Origin of the sequence: Streptomyces sp. Y7, assembly GCF_043195415.1 — a bacterium.
GTDB lineage: Bacteria > Actinomycetota > Actinomycetes > Streptomycetales > Streptomycetaceae > Streptomyces.
This window is the reverse complement of record NZ_JBIDDQ010000001.1, coordinates 1,188,560-1,212,301: the sequence shown is the minus strand read 5'-3', so window position 1 is coordinate 1,212,301 and position 23,742 is coordinate 1,188,560. Positions and strand designations below refer to the sequence as shown.

At 71.3% G+C, this 23,742-nt stretch carries 21 protein-coding genes; 14 read left to right on the top strand and 7 right to left on the bottom strand.

What is annotated here, in order from left to right:
- Nucleotides 1–146 precede the first annotated feature (146 nt).
- Nucleotides 147–1,292 (top strand): CapA family protein, encoded by a 1,146-nt coding sequence (locus ACGFW6_RS05275; RefSeq protein WP_393504816.1) that lies wholly within the window; start codon nt 147–149, stop codon nt 1,290–1,292.
- Nucleotide 1,293: 1 nt separating this feature from the next.
- Here ACGFW6_RS05275 and ACGFW6_RS05270 read toward each other — a convergent pair whose 3' ends face one another.
- Complete coding sequence (locus tag ACGFW6_RS05270) at nt 1,294–1,767, bottom strand: MarR family winged helix-turn-helix transcriptional regulator (protein ID WP_393504814.1); 474 nt, start codon at nt 1,765–1,767, stop codon at nt 1,294–1,296.
- A gap of 57 nt (nt 1,768–1,824) precedes the next feature.
- Here ACGFW6_RS05270 and ACGFW6_RS05265 point away from each other — a divergent pair, with 57 nt between their 5' ends.
- Nucleotides 1,825–2,652, top strand: a complete 828-nt coding sequence (locus ACGFW6_RS05265; protein ID WP_393504812.1) for an alpha/beta fold hydrolase — start codon at nt 1,825–1,827, stop codon at nt 2,650–2,652.
- A 28-nt stretch (nt 2,653–2,680) separates the two neighbouring features.
- Here the strand turns inward: ACGFW6_RS05265 and ACGFW6_RS05260 are convergent, their stop codons facing one another.
- Entirely contained in the window at nt 2,681–3,142 is a 462-nt protein-coding gene (locus ACGFW6_RS05260) for a universal stress protein (protein WP_380845357.1), read from the bottom strand.
- A gap of 88 nt (nt 3,143–3,230) precedes the next feature.
- Between ACGFW6_RS05260 and lysX the strand changes: the two genes are divergently transcribed.
- Together lysX and ACGFW6_RS05250 are read left to right on the top strand one after the other, a co-directional pair.
- Nucleotides 3,231–6,509 (top strand): bifunctional lysylphosphatidylglycerol synthetase/lysine--tRNA ligase LysX, encoded by a 3,279-nt coding sequence (gene lysX, locus ACGFW6_RS05255; RefSeq protein ID WP_393504810.1) that lies wholly within the window; start codon nt 3,231–3,233, stop codon nt 6,507–6,509.
- 109 nt (nt 6,510–6,618) lie between these two features.
- Entirely contained in the window at nt 6,619–7,482 is an 864-nt protein-coding gene (locus ACGFW6_RS05250; protein ID WP_393504808.1) for a polysaccharide deacetylase family protein, read from the top strand.
- Between the two features lie 28 nt (nt 7,483–7,510).
- Here the strand turns inward: ACGFW6_RS05250 and ACGFW6_RS05245 are convergent, their stop codons facing one another.
- Nucleotides 7,511–8,173 (bottom strand): class F sortase, encoded by a 663-nt coding sequence (locus tag ACGFW6_RS05245; RefSeq protein ID WP_393504806.1) that lies wholly within the window; start codon nt 8,171–8,173, stop codon nt 7,511–7,513.
- A 332-nt stretch (nt 8,174–8,505) separates the two neighbouring features.
- On the opposite strand from ACGFW6_RS05245, the gene ACGFW6_RS05240 reads away from it, so the two are divergent.
- Nucleotides 8,506–9,006 carry a hypothetical protein gene (locus tag ACGFW6_RS05240; RefSeq protein ID WP_393504804.1) on the top strand — a complete coding sequence of 167 codons (501 nt, stop codon included), beginning with the start codon at nt 8,506–8,508 and terminating at the stop codon, nt 9,004–9,006.
- Nucleotides 9,007–9,150: 144 nt separating this feature from the next.
- Here the strand turns inward: ACGFW6_RS05240 and ACGFW6_RS05235 are convergent, their stop codons facing one another.
- From ACGFW6_RS05235 to ACGFW6_RS05225, 3 genes are all read right to left on the bottom strand, one after another.
- On the bottom strand, nt 9,151–9,663 hold the full coding sequence (locus ACGFW6_RS05235; RefSeq protein ID WP_393504802.1) for a hypothetical protein: 513 nt from the start codon (nt 9,661–9,663) through the stop codon (nt 9,151–9,153).
- 227 nt (nt 9,664–9,890) lie between these two features.
- A complete protein-coding gene (locus ACGFW6_RS05230; protein WP_393504800.1) occupies nt 9,891–10,655 on the bottom strand; it encodes a hypothetical protein in 765 nt (254 codons plus the stop codon).
- Nucleotides 10,656–10,670: 15 nt separating this feature from the next.
- Nucleotides 10,671–11,309: a hypothetical protein gene (locus tag ACGFW6_RS05225; protein WP_393504798.1), complete on the bottom strand. Its 639-nt coding sequence runs from the start codon at nt 11,307–11,309 to the stop codon at nt 10,671–10,673.
- 319 nt (nt 11,310–11,628) lie between these two features.
- Between ACGFW6_RS05225 and ACGFW6_RS05220 the strand changes: the two genes are divergently transcribed.
- The 6 genes from ACGFW6_RS05220 (at nt 11,629) to ACGFW6_RS05195 (ending at nt 19,045) form a co-directional block, all read left to right on the top strand.
- Nucleotides 11,629–12,600 (top strand): SCO0930 family lipoprotein, encoded by a 972-nt coding sequence (locus tag ACGFW6_RS05220; RefSeq protein WP_393504796.1) that lies wholly within the window; start codon nt 11,629–11,631, stop codon nt 12,598–12,600.
- 370 nt (nt 12,601–12,970) lie between these two features.
- Nucleotides 12,971–13,783, top strand: coding sequence for an SAM-dependent methyltransferase (locus ACGFW6_RS05215; protein ID WP_393504795.1), 813 nt, complete (start codon nt 12,971–12,973; stop codon nt 13,781–13,783).
- Nucleotides 13,780–15,915: a putative bifunctional diguanylate cyclase/phosphodiesterase gene (locus tag ACGFW6_RS05210; protein ID WP_393504793.1), complete on the top strand. Its 2,136-nt coding sequence runs from the start codon at nt 13,780–13,782 to the stop codon at nt 15,913–15,915. The genes ACGFW6_RS05215 and ACGFW6_RS05210 overlap by 4 nt, the downstream gene beginning before the upstream one ends.
- Nucleotides 15,916–16,048: 133 nt before the next feature.
- Nucleotides 16,049–16,951, top strand: a complete 903-nt coding sequence (locus tag ACGFW6_RS05205; protein ID WP_393504791.1) for a LysR family transcriptional regulator — start codon at nt 16,049–16,051, stop codon at nt 16,949–16,951.
- Nucleotides 16,952–17,083: 132 nt separating this feature from the next.
- Nucleotides 17,084–18,094, top strand: coding sequence for an alcohol dehydrogenase catalytic domain-containing protein (locus ACGFW6_RS05200; RefSeq protein WP_393504789.1), 1,011 nt, complete (start codon nt 17,084–17,086; stop codon nt 18,092–18,094).
- A 60-nt stretch (nt 18,095–18,154) separates the two neighbouring features.
- Nucleotides 18,155–19,045: an SDR family oxidoreductase gene (locus ACGFW6_RS05195; protein ID WP_393504787.1), complete on the top strand. Its 891-nt coding sequence runs from the start codon at nt 18,155–18,157 to the stop codon at nt 19,043–19,045.
- A gap of 4 nt (nt 19,046–19,049) precedes the next feature.
- On the opposite strand, the gene ACGFW6_RS05190 is transcribed toward ACGFW6_RS05195, so the two are convergent.
- The gene (locus ACGFW6_RS05190; protein WP_393504785.1) at nt 19,050–19,934 is read right to left on the bottom strand and encodes a LysR family transcriptional regulator; all 885 of its coding nucleotides are present in this window, start codon (nt 19,932–19,934) and stop codon (nt 19,050–19,052) included.
- A 120-nt stretch (nt 19,935–20,054) separates the two neighbouring features.
- On the opposite strand from ACGFW6_RS05190, the gene ACGFW6_RS05185 reads away from it, so the two are divergent.
- The 3 genes from ACGFW6_RS05185 to ACGFW6_RS05175 are packed head-to-tail and all read left to right on the top strand — an operon-like array spanning nt 20,055 to nt 23,418.
- Nucleotides 20,055–20,726: a succinate dehydrogenase gene (locus ACGFW6_RS05185; protein WP_393504783.1), complete on the top strand. Its 672-nt coding sequence runs from the start codon at nt 20,055–20,057 to the stop codon at nt 20,724–20,726.
- Between the two features lie 2 nt (nt 20,727–20,728).
- Nucleotides 20,729–22,675, top strand: a complete 1,947-nt coding sequence (locus ACGFW6_RS05180) for a fumarate reductase/succinate dehydrogenase flavoprotein subunit (protein ID WP_393504781.1) — start codon at nt 20,729–20,731, stop codon at nt 22,673–22,675.
- Nucleotides 22,672–23,418, top strand: coding sequence for a succinate dehydrogenase/fumarate reductase iron-sulfur subunit (locus ACGFW6_RS05175; protein WP_393504779.1), 747 nt, complete (start codon nt 22,672–22,674; stop codon nt 23,416–23,418). Before ACGFW6_RS05180 ends, ACGFW6_RS05175 begins: the two co-directional genes overlap by 4 nt.
- Nucleotides 23,419–23,742: the final 324 nt, after the last annotated feature.

The window sequence follows — 23,742 nt, the reverse complement described above, 5'->3', positions numbered from 1 at the left end:
ATCGCGTCGGCGAACGGTTCGGTGAACGGTCCCTTCCGCAAGCCGGGGCGGTCCGGACGGGCTAACGGAAGCGGTCGGATTGTTTGCGAGCGTGCTCTATTTCGTACCTATTTTGGTGCGTATATACGACCGCAAGGGGTGAGCTGATGATCGCACGCAGTCGGCTTGTGGCCATCGCCGCCACGGCCGTGCTTGTCGCAGGTGCCGCCTGTCAGGCCCACAACCGCGAGGTCGCAGGACGCCCGGCCCCCTCCGCCGGCACCCGCGGCTTCACCCTCGTCGCCTCCGGCGACGTCCTCCCGCACACCCCGATCATCGATCGCGCCCGCTTCGACGCGGGCGGCAAGGGGTACGACTTCCGCCCGATGTTCGCCGGCGTACGACCCGTGGTCTCCCGCGCCGACCTGGCGCTGTGTCACATGGAGACCGTCTACGGCGAGGACGGCCAGTACACCGGCTACCCCCTCTTCAAGTCCCCGCCGGAGGTGGCCCGGGGTATCGCGTTCGCCGGCTACGACGGCTGTTCGACGGCCTCCAACCACAGCCTCGACGACGGCGCCGCCGGCATCCTGCGCACGCTGAACGCCCTCGATCAGGCGAAGGTGAGGCACGCGGGCACGGCCCGCACCGCGGGCGAGGCGCGCAGCGTGTCCGTCATGCGCGCGGGCCGCGCCAAGGTCGCTCACCTGGCCTACACCTACGGCGTCAACGACTTCCCGCTGCCGCCGGGGCAGCCCTGGGCGGTCAACCTGATCGACCGGCAGAAGATCGTCGAGGACGCCCGCGCCGCCCGCAGGGGAGGCGCCGACGTGGTGGTCGTGTCGATGCACTGGGGCACCGAATGGCAGGACGCGCCCGACGAGGACCAGCTGAACCTGGCCCGTGAGCTCACCGCGTCCCGCTCCGGCGACCGCCCCGACATCGACCTGATCCTCGGCACCCACGCGCATGTCCCGCAGGCGTACGAGAAGGTGAACGGCACCTGGGTGGTCTACGGCATGGGCGACCAGGTCGCCGGCCCGATGTACAACTCGCAGGGCGTGCAGGACCCGCGCGGCAACCAGTCCACCCTCGCCCGCTTCCGCTTCGAGCCGCCCGGCCGGGCCGGTGAGCGCTGGGAGGTGTCGAAGGCGGAGTTCGTTCCGCAGCTGTTCGACATCGACGCCGGCCGGGTGCTCAACCTCAACGAGGCCATCGCCAAGGGTGCCGAACTGACCGGCGTGCGGGACCGGATCCGCGAGGTGGTGCTGAGCCGGGGCGCCGCGGACGACGGGCTGGCGATGGGGGAGTAGGTCAGTCCGCGTCGACGTGGTCGAAGGTCTTCAGCATCTCCTTCAGCACGCGCACGCACGCCTGGAGCTCGGCCTCGGTCAGCTCGCCGCCGACCTGCCGGTTCAGGGCGTGCTCGCGCGCGAGGATCGCGGTGATGACGGCCTCGCCCTCGTCCGTGATCCGGATCAGCGAGGACCGCTGGTGCGCGGGGTTGGGGGTGGTCTCGGCCCAGCCCCTGGTCAACGCGTCGTTGACCATGCGCTGCACGAACTGCCGGGTCAGCGTCATGACGCGGCCCATCTGAGGGACGGTCATGGGTCCGTACCGGTGCAGCAGTACCAGCACGGAGCGGACGCCGACGGACACCCCCTCGACCTCCTCGCCCTGTTCGAGCTTGCGCAGGCCGCGCCGGTAGAGCGCGCCGATCAGGTCGAACACCTCGCTGACCCGGTGGCCGAGGTCGTCGGGGGAGAGGGGCTTGGCGGAGTCGTTCACCCGGCCATCATGACACCTCGGTTGCCAAATCTCTCGGATAATGACACCTTGGTTGTCATGACGACAGCGACGAAAGCTTCGGACCTGCGCACCTTTCCCTCCGACGACGGCGACCTCGCCTACCTCGACACCGGCTCGGGGGACCTCGTGGTCCTCCTCCACTCCGGATACGTCGACCACCGGGTCTGGCACGCCCAGATACCGGCCCTCGCCGCCGCCGGACACCGCGTGATCGCCCCGGACGTGCGCGGTCACGGCTCCTCCGCCAACGCGAGCAAGCCGTTCCGCTGGGCAGACGACACGGCCGCCCTGCTGCGCCACCTCGACGCCGGTCCCGCGGCCCTCGTCGGCCTGTCCATGGGCGGGCTGATCGCCACCAACACCGTGCTGGAGCACCCGGACCTCGTCCGCGCCGTCGTCACCTGCGGTGCCGCGACCGGGGAGTTCCAGTACACGGACGACTGGACCCGTGCACTGCAGGCCGAGATGGCCCGCGCGCTGGAGGCCGGGGACGTCGACGCCTGGCTCGACGCCTTCGTGCGGGTGCTGCCCGGTCCGGCGCGGACCACCGCCGACGTCGACCGGGAAAGCCTGCGTCTGATCCGGGACATGGCCGGCGGCACCCTCGCCAAGCACACACCCGGCGAGAAGGACTGGTTCGTGCCCGTCCCGGACACCTTCGCGCGCGCTGCGGAGATCACCGTCCCGCTGCTCACCCTCAACGGCGGCCTGGAACCCGAGGACATGCTCGCCGCGGCCGAGCGCCTCGCCGGCACCGTCCACGACGGCCGCGCGGAAGTCGTCGACGGCGTCGGCCACTACCCCAACCTGGAGAAGCCGGAGGTCTTCAACAAGATCGTGCTCGACTTCCTGCGGACCCTCTGAAGCACGGCGCCGGCCGGGGGCCCAGGCCCTATGGCACCACCGTCACCGGCCAGCGCCCCGCCTTCACCAGCCGGATCGCGACGGAACCCACGATCCGGTGCCCCGCCTGCTCCGAGGCGCCGACGACCACGGCGTCCGCCTTGAGGTCGTCCGCCGCCTTCACCAACCCGTTGTAGGGGTCGCCCTGGAAGGTGTGGAACTCCCAGCGGACGTCGAATATCCCCTTGAGCCGCTCCGTGGCCTCCCGGATGTAGGAGATCAGGGACTCGGCGATCTCGTTGGTCGTCTCCGCGACCGGCGCCCCGAGCGCCGCGCCCGCCGTCATCACCGGCTGCACGTACACGACGGCGAGCAGAGCGTTCTGCCGTCGGGCCAGGCCACCGGCGTACGCCGCCGCACGCAGCGACGAGTCGGAGCCGTCCACCCCGACCACGATGACCTTGGGCCCGTCCGTGCCCCGCTCGAACTGGTGCGAGTGCTGTTCCGTCACGGGCAGGAGGCTATCGGAAGCCCCAGGTCCCGCCGCCGCCCGGGACGCTCGACGGGCGAGGAGGCCCGGGGCTTCCTACAGTCGGAACATGAGTGCCACCGTGGAGGCCGCGCGGGACAAGGACGTCACGGGGCCGGCGCGGCCGCCCGGACACGGCCTGATGAGCAGGGTGCCGCAAGGTTTCGCGACCTTCTTCGGCGCCCTCGGACTGCTCTGCGTCCTGCTCGCCCTCATCCCGCCGTTGCGGGTCGCGCTGCGCCCCGTCGTGCGCGCCCTCGACCAGATCATCGTCCCCGTCAGCGCCAACCTGGCCTACGCCGTCTTCCTGTTCCTGCTCGCCGCCGCGACGGCCGCACGCAAGAAGATCGCCTGGTGGCTGGTGGTCGTCTATCTGGGCCTGCTCGTCCTGACGGACATCCTGGGCACGGTCGTCGGCGACTACTCGGACTCCGTCCCCTCCCTCATCGTGTGCGGCCTCGCCCTCGCCCTGCTGATCGTCGCGCGCCGGGAGTTCTACGCCGCCTCCCGAAGAGCGGCCGTACGAAGAGCCCTCGGAGTCCTGCTCGCCGGGCTCGTCATCGGCATCCTGGTCGGCTGGGGGCTCGTCGAACTGTTCCCCGGCACCCTGCCGCAGAGCCAGCGGCTGGCGTGGGCGGCCGACCGGGTCTGCGGCGGCCTGGTCTCCGGCACCACCTACGACGGACGGCCGCCGCGCCCCCTGTACTTCCTGCTCGGCCTGTTCGGAGCCCTCGCCCTCCTCAACGCCGCCGCGACGCTGTTCCGCTCGCAGCGTATGGAGGCCGCCCTGCACGACGACGAGGAGGCCCGCATCCGCGCCCTCCTCAAGGCCTACGGCGACCAGGACTCCCTCGGCTACTTCGCCACCCGGCGCGACAAGGCCGTCGTCTTCTCGCCCAGCGGCAAGGCCGCCGTCACCTACCGCGTCGAGGCCGGCGTGTGCCTCGCCAGCGGGGACCCGGTCGGCGACCGCGAGGCCTGGCCGCACGCCATCGCAGCCTGGCTGGCCGCGGCCCGCCGGCACGCCTGGACGCCCGCCGCGATGGGCGCCTCCGAGGACGGTGCCACCGCCTACGCCCGTGCCGGACTCGGCGCCCTCCAACTGGGCGACGAGGCGGTCCTGCGGCCCCAGGACTTCGACCTCGACGGCCGCGACATGCGGGTGACCCGGCAGGCCGTCCACCGCGTCCGCCGCACCGGCGCCCACTGCCGGATCCGCCGCCACTCCACCCTCACCGAGGCGGAGATGGAGGAGCTGATCCGCAAGGCCGACGCCTGGCGCGACACCGAGACCGAGCGCGGTTTCTCCATGGCCCTGGACCGGCTCGGCGACCCCGCGGACGGCGACTGCCTTCTCCTGGAGGCCCTCGGCGAGAACGGCGAGCTGCTCGCCGTGCTGTCCTTCGTGCCCTGGGGGCGCGAGGGCGTCTCCCTGGACCTGATGCGCCGTGACCGCGGCGCCCCCAACGGCGTCATGGAGTTCATGGTCGCCGAACTGTGCGACGCGGCGCCCAAACTCGGCATCCGCAGGATCTCCCTGAACTTCGCCGTCTTCCGCTCGGTCTTCGAGGAGGGCGCCCGCATCGGCGCCGGGCCGGTGCTGCGGCTGTGGCGGCGCCTGCTGCTGTTCTTCTCCAAGTGGTGGCAGCTGGAGGCCCTCTACCGCTCCAACGCCAAGTACAACCCGCAGTGGTTCCCCCGCTTCATCTGCTACGGCGAGGCCGCATCCCTCGCCCGCATCGGCATGGCGTCCGGCATCGCCGAAGGCTTCGTCTCCGTACCGTCGCTGCACAAGCTCCGCAGAAAGGGGCACCCGAGGAACGAGCCCCGCCCCGCGACCACCGAAGGACTCCCCTCGCTGGCGGCGCTCGGCCTCGAAGGAGGGGACGAGGCCGGGGCGGCCGGGCCGGATGCGGGCCTGCCCGAACAGGTCCGCATCCGGCACCACACCCTGGACCGGCTGCGTGCCGAGGGCGTCGATCCCTACCCGGTCGGCATCCCGGCCCGCACCCATGCCCTCGCCGAGGTCCGCGCCGGCGAACAGGTCACCGTCGCCGGCCGGGTCATGCTGGTCCGCGACTTCGGCGGCCTCGTCTTCGCCGTGCTGCGCGACTGGTCGGGCGACCACCAACTCGCCCTCACCCGCAAGGACTCCGGGGCCGCCCTGGACCGCTTCACCGCCGACACCGACATCGGCGACCTCATCAGCGCCACCGGCGTGGCCGGCGTCAGCGACAAGGGCGAACCCACCGTCTTCGTCTCCTCCTGGCAGCTCATCGGCAAGTGCCTGCGCCCGCTGCCCGACAAGCGCCGCGGCCTCGCCGACCCCGAGGCCAAGGTCCGCATGCGCTACCTGGACCTGGTCTCCAGCCCGGCCGCCCGCGACACGGTCCGCGCCCGCTCCACCGCCGTCCAGGCCCTGCGCCAGGGCCTGCTGGAGCGCGGCTACCTGGAGGTCGAGACCCCGGTCCTCCAGCAGATCCACGGCGGTGCCAACGCCCGCCCCTTCACCACCCACATCAACGCCTACGATCTCGACCTCTACCTGCGCATCGCCCCCGAGCTGTATCTCAAGCGGCTGTGCGTCGGCGGCGTGGAGAAGGTCTTCGAGATGGGCCGCACCTTCCGCAACGAGGGAGTCGACTACAAGCACAACCCCGAGTTCACGATCCTGGAGGCCTACCAGGCGTACGCCGACTACGACGTGATGCTCGACCTCGTGCGGGAACTGATCCAGGGCTGCGCGACCGCCGCCTTCGGATCGCCGATCGCCCACCAGGACGGCAAGGAGTACGACATCTCCGGCCAGTGGCCCGTCAAGACGGTGTACGGCGCGATCTCCGAGGTGCTGGGGGAGGAGATCGACCCCGACACCGAGCTGCTCCGGCTGCACCGCCACTGCGACCGCGTGGGCGTGCCCTACGTCGCCGACGACGGTCACGGCGACGTGGTCCTGGAGATGTACGAGCGGCTCGTCGAGGAGAAGACCCAGCTGCCCACCTTCTACAAGGACTTCCCCACCGACGTCTCCCCGCTCACCCGCCAGCACCGCGGGGACCCCCGGCTCGCCGAGCGCTGGGACCTCGTCGCCTTCGGCACCGAGCTCGGCACCGCCTACTCCGAGCTCACCGACCCCGTCGAACAGCGCCGCCGCCTCACCGCGCAGTCCCTGCTCGCCGCCGGCGGGGACCCCGAGGCCATGGAACTCGACGAGGAGTTCCTCGACGCCCTCGAATACGCCATGCCGCCCACCGGCGGACTCGGCATCGGCGTCGACCGGCTGGTCATGTTCCTCACCGGTCTGACGATCCGGGAGACCCTGCCGTTCCCGCTGGTGCGCCGCCGCTGAGCGGTGTGCCCCGGGCGGCCCCGCGCAAACAGGTCCGTGCGGGTGTTTTCGTGCGGCCGTACCGGTGTCGTACTGGTGCGTCGGCCTCTCACCGGGCGACCCATGAGTCATGACGAAGGATCAGCTGCCACCGCGTCTGCTCACCCGACGCCGCGCGCTGCTCGCCGGTGCCGCCGCCGTCGGAGCCGCCGGCACCGCCGGTCTGCTCACGACGTTCGCGGGCGACGAGCCGGTCCGGCGCGCCGCCGCCCCGACCCCGACCCCGGCCGCGGGTCCGCAGGCGCGCTCGGGCCTCAAGCCCTCCTCGTACCGTCTCCAGCCGCTCACGGGCTACGGCCCGCCCAAGGCGGCACCCCGGCGCACCCTCGTACGCCGCGCGCCCATGCTCCACGTGTCGGGACGCGGCCGCCGGATGGTGCTGACCTTCGACGACGGCCCCGACGCCCGCTACACCCCGCACATCCTGGACACCCTGCGCGAGTACGACATCCGCGCGATGTTCTTCGTGTGCGGCGAGATGGTCGCCGAGAATCCGGACCTGGTCGCCAGGATGGCCGACGAGGGCCATGTCGTCGGCAACCACACCTGGTCCCACCCGCTGCTCACCCAGCTCGGCCGCCGTGCGATCCGCAGGGAGATGGAGCGCACCAGCGACGTCATCGAGAAGTCGTACGGCGAGCGCCCCGCCTGGTTCCGCGCCCCCTACGGCGCCTGGAACCGCACCGCGTTCCAACTCGGCGCCGAACTGGGCATGGACCCGCTGGCCTGGACCGTGGACACCCTCGACTGGACCACCCCCGGCACCCGCGCGATCGTGAACCGGGTCGAGAGCGGCGCCGCCCCCGGCGTCGTGGTGCTCTCGCACGACGCCGGGGGCGACCGCTCCCAGAGCGTGACCGCGCTGCGCTTCTATCTGCCGCGGCTGCTGGACGCCGGGTATCACCTCACCGTCCCGGAACGGCACTACGCGTGACGGCTTTCGCCGCCCGGTCGGGGAACGCTCAGCGGACCTCGACCAGGCTGGCGAAAACGACGACGTTCCCGTCATAACCGGTCTGCTTGGAGAAACCGCCGCCACAGGTGATGACGCGCAATTCGGCGGTTCCCTTGGAGGCGTAGACCCGGTCTCCGGGAAAGTTGTCCTTCTGGAACACCTCGACGCCGTAGATCTCGAACACGGCCGTCTTTCCGTCCTTGCGGAGGATCTCGACGCGCTTTCCCTTGGCCAGTGACCCGAGGCCGTAGAACACGGCGGGCCCCTGCAGGTTGTCGACGTGGCCGACGACTACCGCGGTGCCCTTCTCGCCGGGCGAGACGGAACCGGTGAACCAGCCCGCCAGGTTGGGGTCCTCCGGCGGGGGCGCGCCGACCCAGCCGTCCAGGTCCAGGCCGACCGGGATCGCCGGCGCGTCGACGTTGATCGCGGGGATCCGCACCCGGTCCGGCAGGGCGAACGACAGCGGCTGAGCGGCCCGGGCCAGCACCCTGTCGGGCAGCTGCCGGTCCGCCGCGGCCGCCGAGGCGGGCTGCGGCGGGCCCACGTCGAACTCGCCGGAGCCGTTGCGGACGAGCGCGAGACCGGTCAGCAGCACCAGCGCTATCACGCCCCAGGGAGCTCGCTTCCGCCGCTGCTCCTCCTCTTCGGCCACCTCGAAACCGGACATTAGACTTCCCCTCTCGACGCGGCCGTCGCCACGTCATTCGCGCATACGAAAACGCTAAGTCGCGCACGCGAAACCGGCGACGGGGCAGATACGAACGGGTGGTGCGAACTCCTTCGGTGCGCCATCCGAGTTGCCAGGGGCCGGAAAATTCTGACGGTCCGTGACCTGCGGCAATTCCGATTGTGGGGTTGTCCTCCGGCGTGTCCTCTCACCAGGACGGACCATTGCCGAAATGCGGCCTCGGGCACGGCAACTGAGGGTCTTTCTGGGAGGCGTTTTCTCGCCGATCGACACCGGGGACGGTTCCCGGGGCGTCTTCCGCGGAGGATCACATGCGAAGCACTCGTACCCTGGCGGCCACCGCCACCGCGGTCGCCGCCCTCGGCCTGGCCGCCCCGGTGGCCGCGGCACGCGACGGCATGCCGCCCGTCGGCCCGAGCAACATCGTCGCCCTGCCCAGCGTCATCGCCCGCGGCGGGCAGCTGACCATCACCGTCGACGGCTGCCCGCGCGGCGGCACCGCCACCTCGGACGCGTTCCGGCCCACGTCGCTCACCCCGGTCGGCGGCAACACCTCCAAGGGCACCGCGACGATCGACAACAACGCGCGACCGGGTTCGCACAGCATCACGGTGCAGTGCACCGGCGCCGGCCGGCCCCTGACCCACCCCAACGCCTTCTCCGTCATCGGCGGCGTCCGCGGCGGTCTCGGCGGCAGCACCTCCACGGGCGCGACGCCGACCGACATGGCCATCGGCGGTGGGCTGATCGCCGTGGCCGTCGTCGGCGGCGCGGTGTTCTGGATGCGGCGCCGCGCGGAGAAGCGGATCTGATCCGCTGTCCGTCGACAACGGTCGAGGCCGGCCGTCCGCCGGAGACGGCCCGCAACAGCAGACAGGTCGCACGCGCACGGACCTTCGCCCCGGCCCCCTCAGGGGGATCCGGGGCGAAGGTCCGTGCGCGTGCGGGTACCGGTGTCAGGCGCCGTCCTCGTCGGTGCGCCGCCGGGAGAGGTGGTACGCGGTGCCGAGCGCGGCGGTGATGAGCGCGGCGCCCAGGCCGATCTCCTTCAGATCGAGTCCGGCGAGGGTGCCGCCCTCGCCCGCGCGTACGCCGTGCTCCGGATGGCCGGGCCCCTCGGGGCGGTCCGGACGGCCCCCGGCGATGGTGAGGTCGACGCTCTGCCAGAACGTGCCGCAGTAGAACGACACTTCGTAGACGGCTCCCGGTCCGGCGTCCCGGTCGACCCTCGCCCAGGCCGTCGTCCGCCCCCGGGGGATGGTGACCGTGTCGAAGACCCCCGAGAAGACGGTCACGCTCTGCTCGCAGCCCGTCGCCCGCAGCCGGACGTGCTCGCCGGGTACGACGGTGGTGGGCCGGACACTGGCCCAGAAACCGGAGTTGTCGCCCTGCGCCTGAGCGGCGGGGGCGGTCATGGCGAGCGCGCTGACCCCGAGCAGCGCGGCAGAAACGACGCGTATCGCACGCATGGTGTCCTCCGGTCCCCGAGGAACAGTCGCGGACCTTTTCCGCTCCGACAGAAATGCACCTCGGTGACCGAAACGCTAGGAACGTCCACACGGGCGCGCGATCGGTGTCGTACGAATGGGGCAGGCGTGTGGGCCGCTCGGGGGAACGCGCCGGCGTGAGCGGGTGACGGCGGCGGCGTGGCTGCTTCGCATCGAGCATCGTCGCCGGCCGTCACCCGACGGGCGGGTCAGCCCATGGCGTTCGGGAACAGCGCGAGGAACGGATCCGCCGACGCCGTCACCCCGCGGCTGTAGGGATCGTCGAAGTCCCAGATGAGGAAGAGCAGAAAGGCGATGAGCGCGGAGAACAGCCCGGCGAGGACCAGCTCCCGGGCCGTGCGCCGGATCTGGAGGGCGAACACCATTCCGATGGTGACGACACCACCGGCCAGCAGCCCGAACCAGACCACGCCCGGCATGGTGTCGCCGGTGGAGTTCGCGCGGGCGTTGCGCGCCTGGTCCGCCGCGGTCACCTGGTCCAGGAGCGGCTGATAGGCCTGCGCCTCGAAGTCCGACCCCGGTTCGTAGTCGGTGACGTCCTCACGGACGCGCTGGAGGAGCTCGGTGCCGCGCTCGGTGACGTCACCGTGCTCCGTCATGTGCTTCCACTCCTTGGTGACGACGTGTCCGACATAGGCGTTGACATCGTCCCGAATGCGGTCGCGCACATCGGCGGGATACACCCGGACCCGCTCGGAGACCTCGTGCAGCGCCACGGCCTCCGCCTGCACATGGTCCTGGGCTGCGCTGCGGGCCTCCCACACCCCGGCGATCGCCAGACCCAGCACGATGGCGTACACCACGCCGATCCACATCGTCATGTACTCGATGACGTCCGGGGTCTCGGAGGGATCCTCGTCCTCGGGGGCGGTGCGGTGGCGAACGAGGGTGATGACGACCACCACGGAGCAGGCGGCCAGCATCGCGAGGGTGAGAACAAGCCATTCCGGCAAGAGGGGCCTCCAGGGTCAGCGCGGTCGGAGCGCGGCGACGGCCGCGATGGCGGGCACCGCGATGAGCAGGACGAAGGTGAGGGGCGACTGGGCGCCGCCGCGCGCGGCCCGCTTGTGCGGGGTGGCGTGGTACGGCGGGTAGTGCACCGGCGTCGCGGACGGGCTGGGGGTCGGTTCGACCGACGGCTTCGGCGTCGGGGTGGGCGCGGGAGCGGGGGTCGGCCGCGCACGGGGCGGGGCGGGCCGGGGCGCCGGCTCGGCCGGTGGCGGTGGCGGCTCCGGCTCCGGGGTGGGGGTGGGTTTGGGCGGCGGGGTCGGTTCCGGCGCCGGCGGCGTCGTCTTCGGTGGCGGTGGCGGTGGCGGTGGCGGTGGCGTCGGTGTCGGCGTCGGTGTGGGGCTGGGCGTGGGGGTCGGTGTCGGGCACTGCGGGGGAGTCGGCCAGGTGTCGGGGCCCACCACCGCGACCGCCCGTGCGCCGTCCGGCCCGGTGTCGGCGAGCGCGACCACCGGCGAGCCGTCCGGCCCCGTGCCGACGTACGCGCAGGACGTGGCCACGGCCGCCCCGGACGGTGCCGACACCAGGAGCCAGGTCAGCGTGACCACCGTCAACACCCGTGCCGTCAGGGTGGATTGGGTCGGTTCGAGTGCATGCACGACGAAGATCTTGAGGCCATCGCGCCCACCGACGTGCCGGAGAACGGGGGGAATGCCCCGAACGGGCGACGTGTGCCGCTCGAAAGGTTTGATCAGGGGGCGTGCGCGTGACCGTCGGGGCGCACGCGCGTGCGACGGCAGGCGCACGGAGTCGCGGCATCGATGCGGTCGTTCACCGTCGTCGCGCGGGTGCCGTCACAGGCTCCGGAAAGAAATTTGTGCGCCGGTTGAACACGGGCGTGGCTCTCGTGCGTACCTCTTGCCGTGCGGCGGCGCAGCAGGGCGCTGCAACACCCAGGTGATGATCGGGGAGTTGACGATGAAGACCTCGTGGCGGAGCGCCTCGCTCGTGGTGAGCGCCGTGGCGGTGGCGGCGCTGACGACGGCATGCGGCTCGGAAACGGCCCCGCCGGCGAGCAGCCAGAACGTGGGTGCCACGGCCGCGGCCGGTGACTACGGAAGCGGTACCGGCCTCGGATCCGGCTATGACACGGGCGCGGCGGGCCAGGAGAGCGCAGCCACCCAGGCCGCCTCCGCCGGTGAACTGACCGTCGCCACCAACGCCGAACTCGGTGAGGTGCTGACCGACAGCGACGGAATGAGCCTCTACCGCTTCGACAAGGACGTCGCCGAGCCGCCCAAGTCGAACTGTGACGGTGACTGCGCCACGAAGTGGCCGCCGGTCCCCGCCAACGACGCCACGGCCGGCGTGGGCATCGACAAGAACCTGCTCGGCTCGGTCACCCGGACCGACGGCACCAAGCAGCTCACCATCGACGGCTGGCCGGCGTACCGCTACGCCAAGGACACCAAGGCCGGAGACGTCAACGGTCAGGGTGTGGGCGGGACTTGGTACGCGCTCGCCCCCACCGGCAAGAAGGCGCAGGGCGAGGGCGCGGAGGATCTGCCCGGCCTGTCCACCCGCAAGGACTCCGAGCTCGGTGAGATCGTGATCGACAAGAACGGTCACACGGTCTACCGCTTCATGAAGGACTCGCCCTGGCCGATGAAGACGGCCTGCACCGGCGAGTGCCTGGACAAGTGGCCGGTCATCGCGCCGGTCGCCGCCGAGGACACCGAGGGCATCGACCTGAAGGGCTCCGGCCCCCGGGGTCAGGGCTACGTGGTCTTCGACCGGCCCGACGGCATCAAGCAGCAGACCATCGACTGTGTACCGATCTACACCTTCGCCGGTGACAAGAAGCCCGGCGACACCAACGGTCAGGGCGTCGGCGGCACCTGGTTCGCCATCCGCCCGGACGGCAAGCCGGTCGGCGCGCCGGAACAGTAAGGATCACACCTCCCCAGGGTTGATCGCCTCACCCGGTCGAGAAGGTCCATGGAAGGGAGTCACGAGGACGCGAGAGTGCCGGACGAACGGCCGGCGCGCCGACTCACCGGTCCGCCCCCTGAGCTCCACGCGCAGGGGGCGGACCGGTTTGCCTGCATTCACCACGCTTCTTCGTCTTCTTTCACCACGGTTCGGAACTCTGTGGAATGCTTCGGATACTTTTCGTAGAGGGTGCGAGGGGCATCAATTCGGCACGTGCCACTGGCAGTGACCGGGAACGGATGGTCAATTTCCGTTTCCGCTCGCTCCTTTGGCGGGCGATCAGTAGCCTCAGCTCGAACACCGGATCGCCTAAGCCTTGGAGAGATAGATGGAGCGTCCCGCCTGGGCCCCCCGGAGCATCGACATCTCGGTGCCCAGCGTCTCGCGGATCTACGACTACTACCTGGGCGGTTCGCACAACTTCGAGGTCGACCGGGAAGCGGCCCGCAAGGCCATGGACTTCATGCCGGGCCTCCCCAAGATCATGCAGGCCAACCGGGCGTTCATGCGCCGCGCGGTGCGCCTCGCGCTCGACGAGGGCATCACCCAGTTCCTGGACATCGGCTCCGGCATCCCCACCTTCGGCAACGTCCACGAGGTGGCCCAGGCCCAACGTCCCGGCGCACGCGTGGTGTACGTCGACCACGACCCGGTCGCCGTCGCGCACAGCCAGGCGGTCCTGGCGGGCAACGACGACGCGGACGTCGTCGCCGCGGATCTGCGCAAGCCCCAGGAGATCCTGACCAGTTCCGAGGTCGAGCGCCTGATCGACCTGAACCGGCCGGTGGCGCTGCTCCTCGTTGCCATACTGCACTTCGTGGAGGACGAGGACGATCCGTACGAGGCGGTGGCCCAGCTGCGCGACGCGCTCGCGCCCGGCAGCATGCTGGTGCTCACGCATGCCTCGTACGAGGGAATCCCGCTGCCCGAGGAGCGGGCCAAGGGCACGGTCGACGTATACAAGGACATTCGCAACCCGCTGATCATGCGTTCGCGCGACGAGATCGCGCGGTTCTTCAAGGGGTACGACATGGTGGAACCCGGACTGGTGCCGATGCCGCACTGGCGGCCCGACACCACACCGGAGGACGAGGATCCGTGGGCCTTCTCCGGGTTCGCCGGCGTGGGGCGTACCGCGTGAGCGCGGGGCCGGACGAGCCGGAGGACAGACTGCGCCGGTTCGCGACGATCTGGAGCCGGGCGGTCTTCCCGGTCACCTCGACGTCGTCGACCCGTCCGGAGTTCGAGGCGCAACTGCTGCCGCTCGCCCGGCGGTTGAGCGAGGCACTCAGAGCCAGGGCGTTCGAAGCGGACGAGGGCAGGGCGGTCGGCGCGGCGCTGGTCGCCTCGCACTGCACCGACCCCGAGGCGCTCAGCCGCTCGCTGGACTGCGTCGACGCCTACCTCGTGCTGTACTGCGGCGACGGCGGTGACCAGGAGACCCTGCGGGCGCGCTCCGGTCGGCTCCAGCACGCCATGGCCGCCGGGTTCGCCCAGGCGCTGCGCGAGCGGACGCTGGCCGAGCAGGAGGCGATCTCCGCGGCCGCGCTGAAGGCGCAGGGCGTGGTCGCCCAGGCCCTGCACGACACCGAGGCCCGCTTCCGCGCGGTGTTCGAGGGCGCGGCCATAGGAATCGGCATCGCCGACCTGGCGGGCAACATACTGCAGGTGAACGGCGCCCTGCTGCGCATGTTCGGCGTCTCCGAGCAGGCCATCCGCAGCCGCAACGTCCAGGAGTGGACCCACCCCGAGGACGCGCCGCAGACCTGGAAGCTCTACGACGAACTCGTCCGCGGCGAGCGCGAGCACTACCACGTCGAAAAAGCCTTCTACCGCCCCGACGGCACGGTCCTGTGGACCAACCTCACGGTCTCCCTGCTGCGCGACGCCGACGGTGAACCCCAGTACCAGCTCGCCCTGATGGAGGACACCACCGAGCGCCGGCTGCTCAACCTCCGGCTGCGTTACGAGGCCACCCACGACGCGCTCACCGGCCTGCCCAACCGCACCTTCTTCTTCGAGCGCCTGGAGAAGGCACTGGGCGCCGGGGAAGGCCAGCGGTTCGGGCTGTGCTACCTCGACCTGGACGGCTTCAAGACCGTCAACGACAGCCTCGGCCACGCGGCCGGCGACCGGCTGCTCGTCGAGGTCGCCGACCGCCTCCAGTCCTGCGCCACCGCGCCCGGCGAGATGGTCGCGCGGCTCGGCGGCGACGAGTTCGTGGCGCTGACCACCGGACCCGACACCGAGCGCGAGGTCGACGAGCTCGCCGCCCGGATCATGAACGTCCTCATCGCCCCGATCAGCGTCGACGGCCGGGAGCTGACCGTGCGCGGCAGCATCGGCATCGTCGAGGGCCCGGCCGGCGAACGCAGCCCGGCTGAGGTGCTGCGCAGCGCCGACATCACGATGTACCGGGCCAAGTCCGCGGGCGGCAACCGCTTCGAGCTGGCCGACGAGGAGGCCGACGCCCGCGCCATCACCCGGCACGGACTGACCACCGCGCTGCCGACGGCCCTGGACCGGGGCGAGTTCTTCATCGAGTACCAGCCGCTGGTCCATCTCGGCGACGGCAGCGTGCGCGGTGCCGAGGCCCTGGTGCGCTGGCTGCACCCGCAGCACGGCGTCCTCGGTCCGGACCGGTTCATCCCGCTCGCCGAGCACACGGGGCTCATCGTGCCGCTCGGCCGCTGGGTCCTGGAGCAGTCGGTGCGCCAGGCCCGCGCGTGGCGGGAGCGTCACGACGACGCCGGGCGCTTCCGGATCAACGTCAACCTCTCGCCGTGCCAGCTCACCCACCCCGGACTCGTGCAGGACACGGTCGACATCCTGGAGCGCGCGGGCATGGCACCCGACGCCCTCTGCCTCGAGGTCACCGAGTCGGCCCTCATCGGCGCCGACGACACCCTGCTCAAGCCCCTGCGACGGCTGGCCGACATGGGCGTCGACATCGCCCTGGACGACTTCGGCACCGGCTACTCCAACCTCGCCAACCTGCGCCGGCTGCCGGTCAGCATCCTCAAGCTGGACCGCTCCTTCACCCAGAGCATGCAGCGCTTCCCGGCCGACCCCGTCGACCTCAAGATCGTCGAGGGCATCGTCTCGCTGGCGCACAGCCTGAACCTCGCGGTGACGGTGGAGGGCGTGGAGACCGGCGCCCAGGCCGAGCAGCTGCGGATACTGGGCTGCGACACCGCCCAGGGCTGGTACTACGCCCGTCCGGGCCCGCCGGAGCGCCTGCACGAACTGGCGCTGGTGGACGCGACGGGCTGAGCCGCCGGCAGCCGTACGGGACGCGGAGTGGCCGGCTCCCCGTCCCGTACGGCTGCCCGCCGGTCGTATAGCGTGAGAGACATCGACGGCGGTACGGCACGCCCGGTCGGTGAGCGGAAAGGCAGGGCCCGCCATGCCCGACAGGCCGATCGATCTCGATCTGCGCAAACTGCGCTACTTCGTGGCCGTGGCCGAGCGCCGGCACTTCGGTCAGGCGGCCGTCGCCCTGCATGTCACCCAGCCCGCGCTGTCCCGGCAGGTGCGGCAGCTGGAGCACGAGCTGCGGGTCGAACTGTTCACCCGCTCCACCCGCGACGTCGCGCTCACCCCGGCCGGTGAACAGTTCCTGCGCGACGCCAAGGCGCTGCTCGCCGCCTCGGAGGCCGCCCAGGAGCGGGCCCGGCGCATCGGCGCCGGCGACCACGCGCTGATCGTCGGGTTCATGCTCGGCACGGACGTCGGTCTCGCGCTGAACGCGTTCTCGGCACGCTTCCCCCGGGTGTCCATCGAGCTGGTCCGGCTGCGCTGGTGGAGCCAGGCGAGGGCCCTGCTGGACGGCAGTGTCGACGTGGGGTTCGTCCGGCCGCCCCTGGAGACCGAGGGCGTGGACCTCCTGCCGCTCTACCCCGAGCACATCGCCGCCGTCCTGCCCGTCGGCCATCCGCGGGCCCACGACGCCAAGGTCGCCCTCGCCGCCCTCACCGACGAACCCGTCCTGGAGTACGCGGAGGCCACCGAGGCATGGTCCGCGGTCTGGAACGCCGATCCGCGCCCCGACGGCACCCGGCCCGGGCACGGCCCCGCCTTCCACGACATGGAGGAGCTGCTGGGCTACGTCCGCGGCGGGCGCGGCATCGCCTTCGTGCCGAGCTCCGTGGCCGCCGCGTTCCCCCGGTCCGACATCGCCTACGTCCCGGTCGCCGACGTGGTGCCCGGGCAGGTGTCCCTGGCCTGGAACCCCGCGCGCCCCTCCCACCTCGTCACCGCCTTCGTCGAGACGGTGCACGCCGCCGCACGGGCCCGGTCGACCGCGTAGACCTGCGTCGATGCCGTCCGGGCATCAATCGGGCCGCAACCGGCATTGGACGCGACCGGAGCGGGCTCACAGACTCGGAAGCACCGGGAACCCACCGGAGCACTTCCCCCCGATCCCCCTTTGGAGCCCGCGATGCGTGCTGCTGTCGCCACCGGCCCGAACCTCCCGCTGGCCCTCGACACCCTCGACGTCCCCCAGCCCGGCGCCGGCGAGGTCCTCGTCAAGGTCACCGCCTGCGGAGTCTGCTTCTCCGACCTGAACCTGCTGCGCGGCCACTACCCCTTCGCCCGTTACCCGGTCGTCCCCGGGCACGAGGTCACCGGCGTGGTGACCGCGGTCGGTGAGGGCGTGACCTTCCCGGAGGTCGGCACGGTGGTGGGCGCCCAGTTCCTGTACGACTCCTGCGGGCACTGCGACCACTGCGTGCGCGGCGACCAGATCCTGTGCCCCCGCAAGCGGATCACCGGCATCGTCGCCGACGGCGGCTACGCCGAGTACGCCCTGTTCAAGGCCGGCTTCGTCACCCCGCTGCCGGACGGACTCGACCCGGTGGCCGCGGCACCGCTGATGTGCGCCGGCCTCACCGCCTTCAACGGGCTGCGGCAGGCCGGCGCGACCGCCGGCTCCCGCGTCGCCGTCGTCGGACTGGGCGGAGTCGGAGCCCTGGCCGCGCGCTACGCCGTCGCCATGGGCGCCCGTCTCGCCGTGGTGGGCCGCTCCCGGCGCGGCGAGGACCAGGCCAAGGCCCTGGGCGCGGAGCTGTTCGTCGCCACCGACGCATCCGACCCGGCCGACGCCCTGAAGGGCTGGGACGGCGGCGCGGACGTGGTCCTGAACGCCGCCCCGTCCACCGCGGCGGCCGCCGCCACCCTGGGCGGCCTCGCCCCCGACGGCACCTTGCTGCTCCTCGGCTACGGCAACGAGCCGCTCACCCTGCCCACCCCGCCCATGATCCTCAACCGGCTGCACGTGGTCGCCTCGCCGTCCGGTTCCCCGCACGACCTGCGCGACACCCTCGCCTTCTCGGCGGCCCACGGGATCCTGCCCGAGGTCACCCCGATCACCCTGGAGCAGGCACCGGCCGCGCTCGACGCGATGGCCGACGGATCCGCCCACGGCCGCAGCGTGATCACCTTCGGCTGACCGACCCGATCACCGGGCCGCGTCCCCTCGTACGCCCCCACACCCAGCAAGGAGTCCGCCATGCCCTCCGTCGTCCTCGTCACGGGTGCCTCCAGCGGTTTCGGCGCCCTGACCGCCCGAGCCCTCGCCGACGCCGGCCACACCGTCTACGGCGGCATACGACAGACCACCGGCCGCAACGCCCCCGCCGTCGCCGACGCGGGGTCCTACGCCGACGAGCACGGTGTCGCCCTGCGCACCGTCGAACTCGACGTCTCCAGCCAGGAATCCGTGGACGCCGGGGTCGCCCGGGTCCTGGCCGAGGCGGGCCGTATCGACGTCGTCGTGCACAACGCCGGGCACATGGTGCTCGGCCCGACCGAGTCCTTCACACCGGAGCAGATCGCCCAGATCTACGACACCAACGTGCTGTCCACGCAGCGCGTCAACCGCGCGGTCCTGCCCGGGATGCGCGAGCGGCGCGACGGCCTGCTGCTGTGGGTGGGCTCCTCCAGCACCTACGGCGGCACCCCGCCCTACCTCGGCCCGTACTTCGGCGCCAAGGCCGCGATGGACCACCTGGCCAAGAGCTACGCCGTCGAGCTGAGCCGCTTCGGCATCGACACGGCCATCGTGATCCCGGGCTCCTTCACCTCCGGCACCAACCACTTCGCCCACGCGATGCACCCCGCCGACACGGCCACGGCAGAGGCGTACGACGCCTTCTACGCCGGTCTGATGGACGAGGTGGGCAAGGCGCTGGCCGCCCTGTCGCCGGCCGACGCCGACGTCCGGGAGGTCGCCCGCGCCATCGTCCGTATCGTCGACACCCCGAAGGGGGAGCGCCCGTTCCGCACCACCATCGACCCGGCGGACGACGGCTCGGAGCGGGTCAGCGACGTCGCCGACACCGTCCGCGCCGAGTTCTACGAGCGCATCGGCATGCCGGACCTCCTGGCCCCGCGCTCCTGACGGCTCACCGCTCCAGCAGCATCCGCTGCAACTCCCGCGCGGCCCGCGGCGGCGCCACATCGCTGCGGTGGGCCAGCGCGATCGTCCGGTTCAGACCGGGCCGGGCCAGCGGGGTGACCCGCAGCCCCCGGCCCGACCGCGCCGCCACCATGCGCGGTACGACGGCCACCCCGAGGCCGGCCCGGACGAACCCCAGCACCGCGTCCATCTCCCCGCCCTCCACCGCGAAGTCCGGCTCGAAGCCCTCGGCACGGCACGCGGCCACGGTCAGTTCCCGCAGGTCGTAGCCGTGCCGGAACATCACCAGACGCTCGCCCTCCAGATCGGCGACGCGCACCGTGCGCCGGCCGCCGCCGGGGCGGGGAGCGTCGGGGGAGGAGACGACCACGAGGTCCTCGCGCAGCAGCTCCACCGTGGTCAGCGCCGGGGACGGCGACGGCAGCGGCAGCACGACCAGCGCCAGGTCGAGCGCGCCGCGGGCGAGCTGCCGTACGAGATCGTGCGAGCCGCCCTCCTCGATCAGGAGCTGGATGCCGGGATAGCGGTCGTGGAAGGCGCGCAGCACGTCCGGGAGCAGGCCCGTGCACAGGCTCGGCGTCGCCCCGAGACGGACCCGGCCCCGGCGCAGCTGCACCAGCTCCTGCACCTCGTGGCGGGCGGTGTCCGCGTCGGCCAGGATGCGCCGGGCCAGCGGGAGCAGGGCCTCTCCGGCGTCGGTGAGGGAGATGTTGCCGCGCGCCCGCAGGAACAGGTCCGCGCCCAACTCCCTTTCCAGCGCCTTGATCTGCTGCGACAGCGAGGGCTGCGCGACATGCACCAGGTCGGCGGCCCGGGTGAAGTGCCGGGTCTCGGCGACCGCCACGAAGTACTGGAGCTGCTGGAACTGCATCCAGCCATCATAGGTCCAGGCTATGGAAACGAGCCGGACCATGTCTTGGACCGATGGGGCCGTTCGGCCCTAGCGTCGTGTTCCATGGCTCTGGCAACGCGGACGGATCGACGGCCGTCCATGGCACGCACGGTGTGGGACTCCACCGTCGGCAAGAAGACCGTGATGGCGGTCAGCGGGCTGATCATGCTGCTGTACCTGGTCGTCCACATGATCGGAAACCTGAAGATCTTCTTCGGGGCGGGCGAGTTCAACCACTACGCGCACTGGCTGCGCACCGTCGGTGAGCCGTTCATGCACTACGAGTGGACGCTCTGGCTCGTCCGGATCGTGCTGGTCGTCGCCGTCGTCGCGCACGCCACCTCGGCGTACCAGCTCAGCCGCCGCGACATCAGGGCCCGCCCCGCCAAGTACGTGCACAAGAAGCCGCGGGCGAGCTACGCCACGCGCACCATGCGCTGGGGCGGCATCATCCTCGGCCTGTTCATCGTCTGGCACATCCTGGACCTGACGACCGGCACCGTGCACTCCGGCGGCTTCCAGAAGGGCCACCCGTACCAGAACGTCGTGGACACCTTCTCCACCTGGTACGGCAACGTCATCTACATCGTCGCGATGCTCGCGCTCGGCCTGCACATCCGGCACGGCTTCTGGAGCGCCGCCCAGACCCTCGGCGCCGGCAGCCGCACCCGCGACCGCGTCCTGAAGACCACGGCCAACGTCCTCGCGCTGCTGCTCACGGTCGGGTTCATCGCCGTACCCGTGGGCGTCATGACCGGAGTGGTGAGCTGAAGATGACCTACACCGACTACTCGACCGGCGAATCCGTCGCCGACACCAAAGCCCCGTCCGGTCCCGTCAACGAGCGCTGGGACACGCGCCGCTTCGAGGCCAAGCTGGTCAACCCCGCCAACCGGCGCAAGCACACGGTGATCGTGGTCGGGACGGGCCTGGCCGGCGGTTCCGCCGGTGCCACCCTCGCCGAACAGGGCTACCACGTCGTCCAGTTCTGCTACCAGGACTCCCCGCGCCGCGCCCACTCCATCGCCGCCCAGGGCGGCATCAACGCGGCGAAGAACTACCGCAACGACGGCGACTCCGTCCACCGGCTCTTCTACGACACCGTCAAGGGCGGCGACTTCCGCGCCCGCGAGTCCAACGTCCACCGCCTCGCGCAGATCTCGGTCGAGATCATCGACCAGTGCGTGGCGCAGGGCGTGCCGTTCGCCCGCGAGTACGGCGGCCTGCTCGACACCCGCTCCTTCGGCGGCGTCCAGGTCTCCCGCACCTTCTACGCCCGCGGCCAGACGGGCCAGCAGCTCCTCCTGGGCGCCTACCAGGCCCTCAGCCGGCAGATCGCCGCCGGCAACATCGAGATGCACCCGCGCACCGAGATGCTCGACCTGATCGTCATCGACGGGAAGGCGCGCGGCATCGTGGCGCGCGACCTGATCACCGGCCGCATCGACACGTACTTCGCGGACGCGGTCGTCCTCGCCAGCGGCGGCTACGGCAACGTCTTCTACCTGTCGACGAACGCCATGAACTCCAACGCCACCGCCGTCTGGCGGGCGCACCGGCGCGGCGCCTACTTCGCCAACCCCTGTTTCACGCAGATCCACCCGACGTGCATCCCGCGTACCGGCGACCACCAGTCCAAGCTGACGCTGATGAGCGAGTCGCTGCGCAACGACGGCCGGATCTGGGTGCCGAAGGCCAAGGGCGACGACCGCCCCGCGAACAAGATCCCCGAGGACGAGCGCGACTACTACCTGGAGCGCATCTACCCGTCCTTCGGCAACCTCGTGCCCCGCGACATCGCCTCGCGCGCCGCGAAGAACGTGTGCGACGAGGGCAGGGGCGTCGGGCCCGGCGGACAGGGCGTCTACCTCGACTTCGCGGATGCGATCGAGCGCATGGGCCGCAAGGCCGTCGAGGCCAAGTACGGCAACCTCTTCGACATGTACCAGCGGATCACCGACGAGGATCCGTACGAGGTGCCGATGCGGATCTACCCGGCCGTGCACTACACGATGGGCGGCCTGTGGGTGGACTACGACCTGCAGACCACCGTCCCCGGCCTGTTCGCGATCGGTGAGGCCAACTTCTCCGACCACGGCGCGAACCGCCTCGGCGCGTCCGCCCTGATGCAGGGCCTGGCCGACGGCTACTTCGTGCTGCCGGCCACCATCAACGACTACCTCGCCCGCAACCCCCACCACGAGCAGGTCACCGACGACCACCCCGTGGTCCAGGAGACGCTCGCCGAGACCCAGGACCGGCTCAACCTGCTGCTCGCCGTGGACGGAGACCGCACACCGGACTCCTTCCACCGCGAGGTCGGCGAGCTGATGTGGGAGTTCTGCGGCATGGCCCGTACGGAGAGCGGGCTGCGCAAGGCCCTGGAGCGGATCCCGCAGATCCGTGAGGAGTTCTGGCGCCGGATCAAGGTGCCCGGCACCGGCGAGGAGTTCAACCAGTCGCTGGAGAAGGCCAACCGTGTCGTCGACTACCTCGAGCTCGCCGAGCTGATGTGCCTCGACGCGCTGCACCGCGACGAGTCGTGCGGCGGCCACTTCCGCGAGGAGTCGCAGACGCCGGACGGCGAGGCGGCCCGCAAGGACGACGAGTTCGCCTACGCGGCGGCCTGGGAGTTCACCGACACGGGCGCCGCTCCCGTGCTGCACAAGGAAGACCTGGTCTTCGAGTACGTCCACCCCACCCAGCGGAGCTACGCATGAAGCTCACCCTGCGCGTCTGGCGGCAGAAGAACGCCGACGCCGACGGCGCCATGTCCACGTACGAGGTGGACGGCATCTCCTCCGACATGTCCTTCCTGGAGATGCTCGACACCCTCAACGAGGAGCTCATCCTCAAGGGCGAGGACCCGGTCGCCTTCGACCACGACTGCCGCGAGGGCATCTGCGGCGCGTGCTCGCTCGTCATCAACGGCGACGCGCACGGGCCCGAACGCACGACGACCTGCCAACTGCACATGCGGTCCTTCCAGGACGGCGACACGATCGACATCGAGCCGTGGCGGGCGTCGGCGTTCCCGGTGATCAAGGACCTGGTCGTCGATCGTTCGGCGTTCGACCGGATCATCCAGGCGGGCGGATACATCACGGCGCCGACGGGGGCGGCTCCCGAAGCGCATGCGACGCCGGTGCCGAAGCCGGACGCCGACCTCGCCTTCGAGCACGCCGAGTGCATCGGATGCGGCGCGTGTGTGGCGGCGTGCCCCAACGGGGCGGCGATGCTGTTCACCTCCGCCAAGATCAACCATCTGAACGTGCTGCCGCAGGGGGCGCCCGAGCGGGAGACGCGGGTGCTGGACATGGTGGCGCAGATGGACGACGAGGGGTTCGGGGGGTGCACGCTGGCCGGCGAGTGCGCGACGACGTGCCCCAAGGGCATTCCGCTGATGTCGATCACGAGCATGAACAAGGAGTGGCTGCGGGCTACGCGGAAGGTGAAGCGGTAGCGCCGTAGCGGGGACGGCGGTTCGGCGGGTGCGGGCTCGTCGTGGCTTGTCGCGCAGTTCCCCGCGCCCCTTCGGGGCGTTGCAGTGGACGTTCGCCGTCAGGTGCGGACGGGCGGGGCCGGAGTGGTGCTCTCCGGCCCCGTTTCGCCTTTCCCGCACCCGTCAGGTGAACGGCGCCGGACCTTCCGGCTGACCGGACGGGCACCGGAATGTGGACGACCGGTACCGGCCCACGCCGTTCAACATCCGCACATCCGCGCTCCTGGCACAGGTCACGCGTACGCCAACCGGCATAGGAAGAACAGGGGCGGCACACCGCACCGT

Bases quoted from the DNA above. Each gene is read 5' to 3' on its own strand.
- ACGFW6_RS05275 (WP_393504816.1), top strand. From the start codon at position 147: ATGATCGCACGCAGTCGGCTTGTGGCCATCGCCGCCACGGCCGTGCTT.
- ACGFW6_RS05265 (WP_393504812.1), top strand. From the start codon at position 1,825: ATGACGACAGCGACGAAAGCTTCGGACCTGCGCACCTTTCCCTCCGAC.
- lysX (WP_393504810.1), top strand. From the start codon at position 3,231: ATGAGTGCCACCGTGGAGGCCGCGCGGGACAAGGACGTCACGGGGCCG.
- ACGFW6_RS05250 (WP_393504808.1), top strand. From the start codon at position 6,619: ATGACGAAGGATCAGCTGCCACCGCGTCTGCTCACCCGACGCCGCGCG.
- ACGFW6_RS05245 (WP_393504806.1), bottom strand. From the start codon at position 8,173: ATGTCCGGTTTCGAGGTGGCCGAAGAGGAGGAGCAGCGGCGGAAGCGA.
- ACGFW6_RS05240 (WP_393504804.1), top strand. From the start codon at position 8,506: ATGCGAAGCACTCGTACCCTGGCGGCCACCGCCACCGCGGTCGCCGCC.
- ACGFW6_RS05235 (WP_393504802.1), bottom strand. From the start codon at position 9,663: ATGCGTGCGATACGCGTCGTTTCTGCCGCGCTGCTCGGGGTCAGCGCG.
- ACGFW6_RS05220 (WP_393504796.1), top strand. From the start codon at position 11,629: ATGAAGACCTCGTGGCGGAGCGCCTCGCTCGTGGTGAGCGCCGTGGCG.
- ACGFW6_RS05215 (WP_393504795.1), top strand. From the start codon at position 12,971: ATGGAGCGTCCCGCCTGGGCCCCCCGGAGCATCGACATCTCGGTGCCC.
- ACGFW6_RS05205 (WP_393504791.1), top strand. From the start codon at position 16,049: ATGCCCGACAGGCCGATCGATCTCGATCTGCGCAAACTGCGCTACTTC.
- ACGFW6_RS05200 (WP_393504789.1), top strand. From the start codon at position 17,084: ATGCGTGCTGCTGTCGCCACCGGCCCGAACCTCCCGCTGGCCCTCGAC.
- ACGFW6_RS05195 (WP_393504787.1), top strand. From the start codon at position 18,155: ATGCCCTCCGTCGTCCTCGTCACGGGTGCCTCCAGCGGTTTCGGCGCC.
- ACGFW6_RS05190 (WP_393504785.1), bottom strand. From the start codon at position 19,934: ATGCAGTTCCAGCAGCTCCAGTACTTCGTGGCGGTCGCCGAGACCCGG.
- ACGFW6_RS05185 (WP_393504783.1), top strand. From the start codon at position 20,055: ATGGCACGCACGGTGTGGGACTCCACCGTCGGCAAGAAGACCGTGATG.
- ACGFW6_RS05180 (WP_393504781.1), top strand. From the start codon at position 20,729: ATGACCTACACCGACTACTCGACCGGCGAATCCGTCGCCGACACCAAA.
- ACGFW6_RS05175 (WP_393504779.1), top strand. From the start codon at position 22,672: ATGAAGCTCACCCTGCGCGTCTGGCGGCAGAAGAACGCCGACGCCGAC.